The sequence below is a fragment of the Saccharopolyspora gregorii genome (genome assembly GCF_024734405.1).
Lineage (GTDB): Bacteria > Actinomycetota > Actinomycetes > Mycobacteriales > Pseudonocardiaceae > Saccharopolyspora_C > Saccharopolyspora_C gregorii.
Map to the genome: position 1 here is coordinate 4,818,265 of NZ_CP059556.1, position 12,325 is coordinate 4,830,589.

The following is a 12,325-nucleotide window of genomic DNA, read 5'->3' on the forward strand; positions in this document are numbered from 1 at the left end:
GATCACCCGTTGGTGCTGAACAGGCCGGCGATGAACGTGCCGATGTCCACGCCCGCACCGGTGACCGCGAACCCGATCAGCGCCAGCGCCACGAACACGCCCATCACGCGGCGCATGACGCCGGCGTTGTCGCCCTTGCCACCACCGAGCCACAGCAGCAGCAGCGCGACCGCCAGCAGCAGCAGTGGCAGCAGGTTGTTGAGGATCCAGCCGCGGATGCCTTCGGTCCCGAGACCAGTCTGCTGCGCCAACGGGTCGAGCGCGGCCAGCACGTGCACGTGCGCCAACGTTTCCAGCGACATGGCGGTCATCTTGTTACCCCTGGATGCGTGAAGGGTCGTCGGGCGGGTACGTCGGCCGACCGGATCTCCCCGGCGCGACGGTACGAGTAGAACATGTCATGGTCACCAGCAGTAGTGGTCGATCGAGCACCACAGATGACGTCGGCACACCGGCTCAGTCACCGAATGGGCCGATCGGGCTTGACTCGGATGGAGCAGTGCGCGCGGCGGAGCGGAAGGCGGGCACGCGCCGGATCGGGAACCACGAATCGTTCACCCTGTTGCGAGCCCCTTCCTCACGGACCGTGCACGAATCGGCCGGTCAGTGGAATTCGGCACACCTCGCCGCGGCGCACCGGAACCCGATCACCGGACATCGCGCGACGAGACCGTCGCCCGCCACCCGGACGTGATCTTGACTGCATCCAGCGTAGCGGCCGCACCGGTCACGGCCGCGATCAGGTCGCTGCACGGGCAGTGACCAGCGACCCGGTTCGGCGCCGTCGGAAATGACCGGATCCGCGCAGGCCGGGCCGCGTCGGGCGCGCACCCGCGATCGCTAGACTGGAGCCGGTGGATGAGTCGGCCGGGCGGCCGCGTCGCGGGAGACCGCGTCGAGGAAAGTCCGGACTCCACAGGGCAGGGTGGTTGCTAACGGCAACCCGGGGAGACCCGCGGGACAGTGCCACAGAGAACAGACCGCCCGACCGGTTCGCCGGACGGGCAAGGGTGAAACGGTGGTGTAAGAGACCACCAGCGCCCCGGGTGACCGGGGCGGCTAGGTAAACCCCACCCGGAGCAAGGCCAAGAGGACGCCACGGCGTCTGCGCAGGTGTTCGAGGGTTGCCCGCCCGAGCCTGCGGGTAGGCCGCTGGAGCCTGCCGGCGACGGCAGGCCGAGATGGATGGTCGCCGACCGGACGATCGCGAGATCGCCGGGAACAGGATCCGGCTTACAGGCCGACTCCTCCACCCCCTCTTCCCGTCCGGTGGAACCGGATTGACCGGATTCGCGGGCGTTGCTCTACTTCCCGGATGACCGGTGCCCGGCTGACCCGCTGCCGCTTCGTGGACTTCGCCCGCGTCGGCACCGAGCGCTGTTTCGCCTGCTGAACGATCGCCGCCACGCCCGTTCCGGCCGGATCCCGGCCGCACGCAGGAAGAACTCCCGATGCGCACCGTCGTCACCGTCGTCGCCAGCCCCCACCCCCGTTCGCGCGCGGCTGAACTGGACCGCGCCGCCGCCGACGCGCTGCGCGGCGCCGGGTTGCGGGTGCGGCGGCTGCCGCTGGAACTGCTGCCGGAATCGGCGCTGCTGGCCGGGCGCGCGGACGCCCCGGCGCTGCGCTGGTCGCGGCGGCTGCTGGAGCGCGCAGACGGGATCGCGCTGATCACCCCGACCTACAAGGTGTCCGGGAGTCCGCTGCTGCGGGCCTGGCTGGACGTGGTGCCGCCCGCGGGCGAGCGGCCGGTGCAGCCGGTGTGCCTCGGGTCCACGCAGGCCCAGTCGGGCGCGGCGGACTACGCGGTGCGGCGGCTGCTCACCGACCGCGGGGCGCGGCGGGTGGCCCCGGCGTGCTTCCTGTTCGACAGGTGGCTCACCGCGGTCGACGACGGCTGGGAGTGGGACCAGCGCGCCACGGCTCGCCTCACCGGCGCCCTCACCGCCTTCGCCGACGACCTCGCGGGCGCTCCCGCGCGGCCTGAGCCGAGCGGGAGGGGCGCCCGCGGGCCGGGCTCAGAGGTGCGAGATGTCGTTGACCAGGCGCACCGAGGCGTTGTCGTCGGGGTAGAACTCGACGATCGACAACGAGGCCAGGTCCAGGTGCAGCCGGTAGTACAGCGACGGTCCCACGTCGAGGCCGAGCCGCAGCATCGCCTTGATCGGGGTGACGTGGCTGACCACGACGACGGTGCGCCCGGCGTAGCGGTCGACGATCTCGTCGCGGACCGCGGTGACCCGCTCGAAGACCGCTTCGAGGCTCTCCCCGTCCGGCGGTTCCACCGTGGAGTCGCCGAGCCAGCTGCGGTGCAGCCGGGGGAACTCCGCGGCGGCCTCGGTGAAGGTGAGGCCCTCCCACCCGCCGAAGTCCGTTTCGAGCAGGCCGTCGTGGAAGGTGAGCTCGGAGCCGGTGGCGGCGGCGATCGCCTCGGCGGTCTGCCGGGTGCGGCCCAGCGGGGACGCGAGCACCGGGGCGCCAGGGACGCCGTCCATCTCGGCGAGCCGGGCGGCGGCGGCCCGGGCCTGCCGCTCCCCCAGTTCGGTCAGCGGCACGTCGCCGCGGCCGGAGTAGCGGCGGTCCACCGACATCGCGGTCTGCCCGTGCCGCACCAGCAGGATCTTGGTGGGCGAGCCGACGGCCCCGTTCCAGCCGGACGGCCGGGTGCGGTCCTGCGCGGCGGTACCGGACTCCGGAGCGGTGCCGGCGGGCGCGGCGGTACCGGCGGGCGCGGCGTCGGAGCCCCCGTCCGCGCGGTCGTCCATCGCCGCGTTGGCGAGCCGGTCCGCGTGCGCGTTCTCCGCCCGCGGGATCCAGTCGAAGGTGACGGAGGTGAACCCGGCGACGAGCTCCCGCGCCTCCTCGGCGAGGGCCCGCAGCGCCTCGTGCTTGATCTTCCACCGGCCGGAGAGCTGCTCCACGACCAGCTTCGAGTCCATCCGCACCGCGACGTCGTCGGCACCGAGCTCGGCGGCGGCGCGGAGCCCGGCGAGCAGCCCCTGGTACTCGGCGACGTTGTTGGTGGCGACGCCGAGCCACTTCGACCGCTCGGCGAGCACCGCCCCGGCGGCGTCGCGCACCACCGCTCCGCACCCGGCGGGCCCCGGATTGCCCCGGGAACCGCCGTCGGCTTCGACGACGACGCGCATCAGGAATCCTTGGTGCGCACCAGGATGGCGCCGCACTCCTCGCAGCGGACCACGTCGTCGGCGGCGGTGTCGCGCAGCTCGGCGAGCTTGGAGCGGTCGAGCTCGATGCGGCAGGCCCCGCAGCGGTTGCCCTGCAGCGGGCCGACGCCGACGCCCTTGGACTCGCGAATCCGGTCGTAGAGGGCCAGCAGCGGTTCCGGCAGCGTCCCGGCCACCGACTGGCGTTCGACGGTGCGCTTGGCCTCGGCGGTGTCCAGGTCGGTCATGGCCTCGTCGCGGCGGTGCTGCACGTCGGCGAGGCGCTGCTCGGCCTCCTCGACCCCGGCGCGGGCGCGGGCCACGTCGGATTCGAGCGCTTCGCGCTGCTCCATGACGTCGAGGAGCTCGTCCTCCAGGTTGCCCTGGCGGCGGGCGAGGGTCTGGAGCTCGTGCTGGAGGTCTTCGAGCTGCTTGGCGCTGCCGCCGGACTCCATCAGCTTGCGGTCGCGCTCTTCGCGCTTGCGCACCTGGTCGACTTCGCCTTCGAGCCGCTTCGCGTCGCGGTCGATGTCGCCGAACGAGGTCTGCGCGGCCACCAGCGAGTCCCGCTGGGCTTGCAGCTCGCGTTCGCGCTGGCCGATCTCCTCGAGTTCGGGCAGCGTGCGGCGGCGGTGGTTGACGCGGTTGAGCTCGGCGTCCACCTCCGCCAAGTCGAGCAACCTGCGCTGCACGGCGGGGTCGGCTTTCACGCGGGAGTCCTCCCAGAGTCGGGGGCCGTACCGGCGGCGTGAGCGGTCCACGGGTCGGTCCGGCGTGTGGAGACGAGAACCTCGACAGTATCCGGTAGCGCCGCGCCGACGACGTCGGCAGCCTGCTGGCACCACGGCCACTCGCTCGCCCAGTGCGCCACGTCCACCAGGGCGGGCACCTGAGCTCCCGGGAGGTCGCCGCGCGCGATGTGCTCCCCGGCGGGGTGATGCCGCAGGTCGGCGGTGACGTAGGCGTCGACGCCCGCGGCCTGCGCGGTGCCCAGCTGGGAGTCCCCGGCGCCGCCGCACACGGCGACGGTGCGGATCTCCCGGTCGGGGTCGCCCGCTCCGCGCACGCCCCACGCGGTGGTGGGCAGGTTCTCGGCGACGCGCTGCACGAAGCGGCCGAACGGTTCCGGCTCGGGCAGCGTCCCGATGCGGCCGAGCCCGGTGGCGGAGCCCTCGGCGTGCGGCGCGAGGGGCCCGGTGACGGTGAGGCCGATCGCCTCCGCCAGCGCGTCGGAGACGCCGACGGTGGCGGTGTCGGCGTTGGTGTGCGCGCAGTACAGCCCGATGCCGGCGCGGATCAGCCGGTGCACCAGCCGCCCCTTCGGGTCGTCGGCGGGGACGCCGTGCACGCCGCGCAGCAGCAGCGGGTGGTGCGAGACGAGCAGCTGCGCCCCGAAGTCCACCGCTTCGTCCACAGTGGACTCGATCGGGTCGACGCAGAACAGCACCCGCTGCACCACCGACTGCGGGTCCCCGCACACCAGCCCGACCGCGTCCCAGCTCTCGGCGAGCTCCGGCGGGTACGCGGCCTCCAGCGACTCCACGACGTCCTGAATCCGCACGGTCATCCGAATCGCACCCCTTGGTTCGGTCTTCGCACTATCCGAGAAGTTCGCGCAGCGCCCGGACCAGCACCGCGTTCCGCGCCGCATCGCGCACCGCCACCCGCAGGTGGTCCGGTCCCAGCCCGGGGAAGGTGTCGCCGCGGCGGACCGCGATGCCGCGCTCGCGCAGCGCGGCGCGCACCTTCTCGCCATTGTGGACTTTTAGCAGCAGGAACGGTCCGCGGGCCGGTCCGGCGACCGCGACGCCCGGCACCGCGGCCAGGTCAGCGGCGAACCGGTCCCGGACCTCGGCGATCTCCACCGCCGCCCGCTCGGCCTCCGCGACGGCCTGCGGGGCGCAGCAGGCGGTGATCGCCGCCAGCGCGAGGGTGCCCAGCGGCCAGTGCGGGCGCGGCGCGGCCAGCCGCGTCAGCAGCTCCGGTTCGCCCAGCGCGTACCCGGCGCGCAGGCCGGGCAGCGCCCAGGTCTTGGTGAGGCTGCGCACCACCAGCACGCCCGGGATCCGCTGCGCCGCGAGGGATTCCGGCTCGCCCGGCACCGCGTCGGAGAACGCCTCGTCGACCACGACCAGCCGCCCCGGGCGGGCCAGCCGCCGGATCGTCGCGGCCGGGTGCAGCACCGACGTGGGGTTCGTGGGATTGCCCAGCACCACCAGGTCCGCCTCGTCCGGCACCAGCGCCGGGTCCAGCCGGTGCTCGTCCAGCAGCACCCGCCGCACCGGCACGTCCGCGGCGCGCAGCGCGAACTCCGGCTCGGTGAACGACGGGTGCACCACCGCGGCCAGCGACGGGCGCAGCCCGGGCAGCAGCGCGAAGAGCTCCGCCGCCCCGGACAGCAGCAGCACCTCGGCCGGGTCCCGGCGGTGCCGCTCGGCGACGGCGGCGCGGGCCGCGAGGTCGTCGGCGGCCGACGGGTAGCGGCCCAGGTCGTCCAGCGCGGACGCCAAGTGCTCGCGCAGCCAGCGCGGCGGCCGTTCCAGCCGGACGTTCACCGCGAAGTCGAGCAATCCCGGTTCGGCGTCGACATCACCGTGGTGGCGCAGCAGCGCCCGCTCGTCCCCGCTCGTCATCGGAGGCAGTCTAACGACCGGCGGATGATCACCGGCGCCGATTCCCGGACCGGCAGCGGCGCCCCGTACGGTCGTTGGCCGGACATGTCGAGCCCGGTAGCCGCGCAAGGAGCCGCACGTGCACATCTCGTTCATCTGCACCGGGAACATCTGCCGATCGCCGATGGCGGCGGTGGTCTTCCGCGAACACGCCCGCCGCGCGGGCCTGGCGGAGGTCGAGGTCAGCAGCGCCGGAACCGGGCCGTGGCACGTCGGCGAGGGCGCCGACCCGCGGACGCTGAAGGTCCTCGCCGACCACGGCTACCCCACCGAGCACGTCGCCGCGCAGCTCGGCGACGAACACTGGGACGCCGACCTGCTGCTGGCGATGGACGCCGGGCACCTGCGGGTGCTGCGGGACGCGCTGGACGACCCGGAGCGGGCCCGGCTGCTGCGCTCCTTCGACCCGGCCGCCGACGACGGCGCCGAAGTCCCCGACCCGTACTTCGGCGGCGACCGCGGCTTCGAGGACGTGCTCGCCATGATCGAAGCGGCGATGCCCGAGCTGCTCGACTGGACCCGCGAGAACATGTGAGCCGCCGGGTCGTCGGACCCGCGGTCGTCGCCGCTGCCGCCGGCGGCGGGACCGCCGACCGGGCACGCGACCCGAGTGCCGCCCGGCACGAGTTCGAGGACGAGGCAGGTCCCATGGGTGAGATCGAGGACGTGGTGCTGCGCTGCACCGGATCCGCGGCCGTGTCGGTGCGGGCGCTCGGCGGCGGGGACGCCGGGGACTCCCGGTCGGTGCGGCTCGCCGACGGCCGCGAGGTGTTCGTGAAGACCAACCCGGACGGGATGCCCGGGGCGGTCGCCGCCGAAGCCGCCTCGCTGGCGTGGCTCGCCGAACCCGAGGTGGTGCCGGTGCCCGCGGTGCTCGGCAGCACCGAGCGGCACCTGGTCACCGAGCACCTCGGCTCCGGACCGCCGTCGGCCGCCGCCGCCGAGGAGCTCGGCCGCGGCCTGGCCCGGCTGCACGCCACCGGCGCCTCCGCGCACGGCGCACCGCCGCCCGGCGGCCCCACCGACGCGTGGATCGGGCTCGCGCCGATGCGCAACGAGCCGTGCCCGGACTGGCCCGAGTTCTACGCCGACCAGCGGGTCCGCCCGTACCTGCGCCGCGCCGTCGACGCCGGACTGCTCGGCGGGGAGGCCGCCGCGCTCGTCGACCGGGTCTGCGAACGGCTGCCCGAGCTGGAGGGCGCCGACGAGCCGCCGTCGCGGCTGCACGGCGACCTGTGGGCGGGCAACGTGCACTGGGACGGGCGCGACGCCTGGCTGATCGACCCGGCGGGGCACGGCGGGCACCGGGAGACCGACCTGGCGATGCTGGCGCTGTTCGGCTGCCCCCACCTGGACCGGGTGCTGGCCGCCTACGAGGAGGTGCGGCCGCTGGCCGAGGGCTGGCGAGCTCGGGTGGGCGTCCACCAGCTGTTCCCGCTGCTGGTGCACGCGGTGCTCTTCGGCGGCGGCTACGCGCGGCAGGCCGTCGCCGCCGCCCGCGAAGCCCTGGGCTGAGGCCGCCGGCCCGCTCACCTGGGCCGGGATCGTGTGCTGCACCGCACTGCGCCGGGGGTGGAGGGGACCTCCCGGTCCGCGCCGCCTACCGTGGTGGGGTGCGCCTGAAGTTCCTGCTCCGGCCCGGCTGGATCGGACTGATCCTGCTGGTCGTGCTGTTCGCGACGTTGTGCTTCACGCTCCTCGCGCCCTGGCAGTTCGGCCGCGACGACGAGACCCAGGCGCGCAACGCGGCCATCACCCACTCGTTCACGGCGGACCCGCAACCGCTGGCCGAGGTGCTGCCCGGCGGCGCCGCCCCCGGCCCGGACACCGAGTGGACCAAGATCACCGCCACCGGTTCGTACCTGCCGGAGGGCGAGACGCTGGCCTGGTTGCGGTCCGTGCAGGGCGAGCCCGCGATCGAGGTGCTCACCCCGTTCCGCACCACCACCGGCGAGACGCTGCTGGTCGACCGCGGCTTCCTGCGCCCGGTCGGCACCGACGCGCCCGACTACGACCCGGCGCCCGCCGGGCAGGTCACGATCACCGCGCGGGTCCGGATGGACGAGCGGGACCAGGAGCACCGGCCGGTCTTCGACCGCCAGGGGCACCGCTGGACCTACTCGGTGGACTCGCACGTCGTCGGGGCCGGCACCGGGATCGCGCTGCGGCCCGGCTACTTCGCGCTGGTGGAGGACCAGCCGGGCACGCTCGGCGCGCTGCCGCTGCCGCAGCTGTCCTCCGGGCCGTACTTCTCGTACGCGCTGCAGTGGATCTCGTTCGGCGTGATGGCGCTGGCGGCCATCGGGTACCTGATCTACGCGGAGCTGCGGCCGCCGGAGGACGCCGCCACGGGCGGGGCGCGGAAGCCGCGGAAGATGTCCGTCGCCGAGGCGGTCGCCGAGGACGAGCGCCGCGAACGCGAGCAGGCCGGCTCCGGCGAGTGATCAGCCGCGGCGCCGCACGCCGAGCGCGACCACCGCGACCGCGGCCAGCGCGCCGGTGACCGAGCCGATCACCCGGGACAGCTCCACGCTGCGCCGCACGTCGCCCGCGTCGGCGGTGCGGCCCTCCCCCATGATCGGCCGCTGCTCGGTGGTGTGGCCGTAGACGGTGCGCCCGCCGAGGCGGATCTGCAACGCGCCTGCGAACGCGGCCTCGATCTGCCCGGCGTTCGGGCTCGGGTGCGCGGAGGCGTCCCGCCGCCAGGTGCGCCAGGCACCGCCCGCGGAACCGCCGACCACGGGCGCGCACAGCGCGGTCAGCACGGCGGCCAGCCGCGCGGGCCCCAGGTTCAGCGCGTCGTCCAGGCGGGCCGAGGCCCAGCCGAACCGCAGGTAGTGCGGGCTGCGGTGCCCGACCATCGCGTCCAGGGTGTTCGCCGCCCGGTAGCCGAGCAGGCCGGGGACGCCGAAGACCGCGCCCCACACCAGCGGGGCGACCACGGCATCGGAGGTGTTCTCCGCGAGCGATTCGACGGTGGCCCGGGCGAGCCCCTGCTCGTCGAGGTGCGCCGCTTCCCGCCCGCACAGGTGCGCGAGGCGCCCGCGCGCGCCGTCCAGGTCGCCCGCGTCGAGCAGCCTGCCCATCGCGGTGCCCTCGTCGGCCAGCGAGGCGCCGCCGAGCACCGCCCAGGTCGCCAGCGCCGTCACCGCGGCCTCCGCGGCCGGGCCGCCGCGGCGCGCGGCGCGGTCGGCGAGCACGCCCAGCGCGGCGGTCCCGCCGACGAGGAGCCCGCTGTAGAGCACCCCCGCGGCGCGTTCGTCGCGGTGCAGCACCCGCTCCGCGGTCTGGGCGAGGCGACCGAAGCCGGCGACGGGATGCCCCCGCCGTGGGTCACCGAGTGCAGCGTCCGCCGCGACTCCGAGTAGCAATCCGACCGCTCGTCCCGCTCTCACCGCCGAGTCTCCCCCTTCGTTCGCCCGTCCGGGCAGCACAGAACGCTACCGCTGTCCCGGACCACCGCGGCGGGCGGCACGCACGCAGGGTGAGCGTTCGGCCGGGCTGTCGACCGGGAGCACCGGCACCACGGGTTATCGTGGCCGACCGTGACGGCCCCGGATCACGAAGCTGACGTGCTGCGCGCGGGGGTGGCGGGCACCGAAGCCGACTCCGCCGCCCCCGCGCAGGCACCGGACGACGTTCGGGCGGACCAGCAGCGGTTGCGGCTGTTCGCCTACCTGAGCGCGCGCGAGCACCGCACCTACCTGGCGATCATGCGGTTGTTCACCTCGACGCTGCTCGCCGACCTGTCGATCGGCGAGGTGACCGCCGCGCTGGCCGCCGCCGAGCGCGAAGGCCGCATCGACCCCGGCGAGTCCGATGTGGACACCGTGGTGGAGCGGCTCAAGCAGCTGCGCAGCTGGGGGAACCTGGTGCTGGGCCGCCGGGAGACGATCGCGGCCAGCATCGCCGAGTTCCAGCACGGCAGCGTCCGCTACCAGGTCAGCAAGCTCGCCGTGCGGGTTCAGCGGGACATCGACGCCCTGCTGCGGGTCCCCGAGGGCGCCCGCGAGGTGTCCCGGGAACTGCTGCCCGCCATCGAGCGCGGCCTCGGCGAGATCGGGTCGGCGCTGTCCGCCGCGCTCACCGCCGAGCACCGCGAACCGGGCTCGAAGCGCGCCCGGCAGACCAGGGAACGGCTCGCCGAGCACGTCACCACCGTGTTCCTGCAGCACGCCGAGCTCGCCGCCACCGTCCGCGACTTCTACGCCTACCTCGGCGAGATCGTCACCCGCCACCACCTGGCGCCGGACGAGATCTCCGGGTTCCGGAACCTGCTGGTCGAGTACATCCAGATGGTCGTGGAGGACGTGCTGCGGCACACCGAGACGATCGCGGGCTCGCTGGCCGGGCTGGCCGGGGCGCGCGGCGAGCTGCTGCGGCTGCTGGGCCCGGCCGACCAGCTGGGCACCGACGTGGAGCGGGCGCGCGGCCGGACCTCGGCGGACTGGCAGGAGCTCACCGACTGGTTCGTGGACGCGCCCGGCCGCCCCAGCCAGGTCGCGGCGCTGCGCGAGGCGACGGCGCGCGCCATCGGTTCGCTGCTGGCGAGCGTGAAGCGCGCGACCTCCGGTGGCGGGCTGCTGCCGGGCCGCCGCGGGGAGCTGCTGAAGCTGGCCCGCTGGTTCGACGAGGCCGAACCGCACGAGGCGCACCGGCTGTACGCGGCGGCGTTCGGGCTGCACTCGGCGCGGCACCTGCTGCCCGCCCCGGACTACGACAGCGACAACCACGACGTGCCGTGGCGGGACGGCCCGGTGCAGGACGTGGTGGTGAGCGTGCGCAGCCGCGGTGATCGCGGGGCGCGCGGCCGCACCTCGCGGGTGCTGGACGACCCGATGACCGAGGAGACGCTGCTCGCGGAGGCCCGCGAGGAGGACGCGCGGCGCGGCCGGGCCGTCGCCGAACTCGCCGCGGCGGGCGGGTCGCTGGCCGAGACGCGGCTGTCCGGGGAGGCGCTGGACGTGCTGTGCGAGCTGCTGACGCTGGCGATGGCGCAGCGCGACAGCGCCGACGACCCGGGCACCGCCCTCGACCCGGTGCACCGGCTGCGGGTCACGGTGCGGCCCGAACCGGGCACGCACACCCGCATCCGCAGCAGCGCGGGCGCGCTGACCCTCAACGACGCCGTGCTCGACGTGCGCGGCGACGGCGCGATCCCGGCGGAGGCGACCCGATGACGGCGGCGACGAGGACCTTCGACGAGCTGTCGTCCATTGACGCCTCGAACGTGGTGCGCTGCGCCCGGGCGCTGCTGCGCCGCCCGCTGCTGCGGGAGGGCACCCCGGACGGCGACCTGCTGCCGATGATCTACCGGCAGCGGGCGGCGCTGCACGAGGTGTTCTCGGCGCTGCTGGGCTACCGGCTGGTGGTGGAGCGCCGGTTCGCGCGGCTCTACAAGTCCGGGCCGGGCGCGGACGCCACCCGCGGCGAACCCTCGCTGACGCCGCGCGGCTACGCCTACCTGGCGCTGACGCTGGCCACGCTCACCGGCATCGGGCGGCAGGTGCTGCTGTCCCGGCTGGTCACCGACGTGCGGGCCGCCGCGGTGGAGGCGGGCGTGCCGGTCGTGGACGACCCGGCGGACCGGCGGGCGCTGACCGCGGCGCTGCGGCACCTGGTGGCGCTCGGCGTGATCAGCGAGACCGAGGGCACCGTGACCGCGACCGACTCCACGGCCGAAGCGCTGATCACCATCGACACCGACCTGCTGGGCCAGCTGCCCGCGGGCCCGATCGGGACCGCGGACGGCCCGGCCGAGCTGGTGGCGGCCGCGGCGCAGGCCGGGCCGCGCAGCGTCGAGCACGTGGTGCGGCGGCGGCTGGTGGAGGACCCGGTGGTGCTCTACGCCGACCTGCCCGCCGAGCAGCGCGACTGGCTGCTGAAGAACTTCGGCGTGGAATCCCGGCTGCTGGAGCGGTTCTTCGGCCTGGTCACCGAGGTCCGCTCCGAGGGCGTCGTGGTCAGCGACCCCGAGGACTACCTGACCGACACCCCGTTCCCCGGCACCGGCACGGTCGCCCGGGTGGCGCTGCTGGCGCTGCCGCGGCTGCTGGAGCTCGGCGAACCCCGCGAGTCCGACGGCAGGCACCCGGTGACCCGGGACCAGCTCGCCGAGGTGTGCGCGGACCTGGTCGAGTCCTACCCGGCCGCGTGGTCCCGCCAGGCCACCGAAGAACCGGCGGAGCTGGTCCGCTCGGTCGCCGACCTGCTGCGCCGCCTCGGCGTGCTGCGCGGCGAGGCCGCCGACGGCACCGCCACCACCGGGGAGGATCATGGCGAGCTCACCTGGTGGCTGAGCCCGGCCGCGCACCGGTGGCTGCCGGAGCCCGACGCGACGCCCGCGCCCGGCCGGGAACCGGAACCCCCGCCGGCCCCGGAACCGCCGGGCCTGTCCCTGTTCGACGACCTGGAAGAGGACGGTGCACGGTGAGCCCCGACGACGCGACCGCAGCGGTGGACGCCACCGCCCCCCGCCCGGGCGAC

General features: G+C 75.0%; 11 protein-coding genes, 1 other RNA gene and 1 pseudogene. 7 read left to right on the forward strand and 6 right to left on the reverse strand.

Annotation, left to right across the window (positions count from 1 at the left end):
* Nucleotides 1-2: 2 nt before the first annotated feature.
* Nucleotides 3-311 carry a hypothetical protein gene (locus H1226_RS20965; protein WP_224956162.1) on the reverse strand — a complete coding sequence of 103 codons (309 nt, stop codon included), beginning with the start codon at nucleotides 309-311 and terminating at the stop codon, nucleotides 3-5.
* Nucleotides 312-859: 548 nt separating this feature from the next.
* Between H1226_RS20965 and rnpB the strand changes: the two genes are divergently transcribed.
* An RNA gene (rnpB, locus tag H1226_RS20970) (RNase P RNA component class A) lies at nucleotides 860-1,252 on the forward strand.
* A 199-nt stretch (nucleotides 1,253-1,451) separates the two neighbouring features.
* Nucleotides 1,452-1,862, forward strand: a pseudogene (locus tag H1226_RS28370) (NADPH-dependent FMN reductase); the annotation flags it as partial.
* A 156-nt stretch (nucleotides 1,863-2,018) separates the two neighbouring features.
* On the opposite strand, the gene H1226_RS20975 reads toward H1226_RS28370, so the two are convergent.
* The 4 genes from H1226_RS20975 to cobC are packed head-to-tail and all read right to left on the reverse strand — an operon-like array spanning nucleotide 2,019 to nucleotide 5,800.
* Nucleotides 2,019-3,149 (reverse strand): bifunctional RNase H/acid phosphatase, encoded by a 1,131-nt coding sequence (locus H1226_RS20975; protein WP_258342178.1) that lies wholly within the window; start codon nucleotides 3,147-3,149, stop codon nucleotides 2,019-2,021.
* Nucleotides 3,149-3,877 carry a zinc ribbon domain-containing protein gene (locus H1226_RS20980; RefSeq protein WP_224956159.1) on the reverse strand — a complete coding sequence of 243 codons (729 nt, stop codon included), beginning with the start codon at nucleotides 3,875-3,877 and terminating at the stop codon, nucleotides 3,149-3,151. Before H1226_RS20980 ends, H1226_RS20975 begins: the two co-directional genes overlap by 1 nt.
* The gene (locus H1226_RS20985; RefSeq protein ID WP_258342179.1) at nucleotides 3,874-4,734 is read right to left on the reverse strand and encodes a Nif3-like dinuclear metal center hexameric protein; all 861 of its coding nucleotides are present in this window, start codon (nucleotides 4,732-4,734) and stop codon (nucleotides 3,874-3,876) included. Before H1226_RS20985 ends, H1226_RS20980 begins: the two co-directional genes overlap by 4 nt.
* A gap of 31 nt (nucleotides 4,735-4,765) precedes the next feature.
* Complete coding sequence (gene cobC, locus H1226_RS20990) at nucleotides 4,766-5,800, reverse strand: Rv2231c family pyridoxal phosphate-dependent protein CobC (RefSeq protein ID WP_258342180.1); 1,035 nt, start codon at nucleotides 5,798-5,800, stop codon at nucleotides 4,766-4,768.
* Between the two features lie 118 nt (nucleotides 5,801-5,918).
* Here cobC and H1226_RS20995 point away from each other — a divergent pair, with 118 nt between their 5' ends.
* From H1226_RS20995 to H1226_RS21005, 3 genes are all read left to right on the forward strand, one after another.
* On the forward strand, nucleotides 5,919-6,374 hold the full coding sequence (locus tag H1226_RS20995; RefSeq protein WP_224966697.1) for a low molecular weight protein-tyrosine-phosphatase: 456 nt from the start codon (nucleotides 5,919-5,921) through the stop codon (nucleotides 6,372-6,374).
* Between the two features lie 113 nt (nucleotides 6,375-6,487).
* Nucleotides 6,488-7,354 carry a fructosamine kinase family protein gene (locus H1226_RS21000; RefSeq protein ID WP_224966698.1) on the forward strand — a complete coding sequence of 289 codons (867 nt, stop codon included), beginning with the start codon at nucleotides 6,488-6,490 and terminating at the stop codon, nucleotides 7,352-7,354.
* 98 nt (nucleotides 7,355-7,452) lie between these two features.
* Complete coding sequence (locus H1226_RS21005; protein WP_224956154.1) at nucleotides 7,453-8,283, forward strand: SURF1 family cytochrome oxidase biogenesis protein; 831 nt, start codon at nucleotides 7,453-7,455, stop codon at nucleotides 8,281-8,283.
* On the opposite strand, the gene H1226_RS21010 is transcribed toward H1226_RS21005, so the two are convergent.
* Complete coding sequence (locus H1226_RS21010) at nucleotides 8,284-9,234, reverse strand: cobalamin biosynthesis protein (protein ID WP_224956153.1); 951 nt, start codon at nucleotides 9,232-9,234, stop codon at nucleotides 8,284-8,286. It lies immediately after the preceding gene.
* A gap of 150 nt (nucleotides 9,235-9,384) precedes the next feature.
* Between H1226_RS21010 and H1226_RS21015 the strand changes: the two genes are divergently transcribed.
* Both H1226_RS21015 and H1226_RS21020 read left to right on the forward strand, forming a co-directional pair.
* Entirely contained in the window at nucleotides 9,385-11,019 is a 1,635-nt protein-coding gene (locus H1226_RS21015) for a TIGR02677 family protein (RefSeq protein ID WP_224977514.1), read from the forward strand.
* Nucleotides 11,016-12,272 carry a TIGR02678 family protein gene (locus H1226_RS21020; protein ID WP_258342182.1) on the forward strand — a complete coding sequence of 419 codons (1,257 nt, stop codon included), beginning with the start codon at nucleotides 11,016-11,018 and terminating at the stop codon, nucleotides 12,270-12,272. Before H1226_RS21015 ends, H1226_RS21020 begins: the two co-directional genes overlap by 4 nt.
* Nucleotides 12,273-12,325 lie beyond the last annotated feature (53 nt).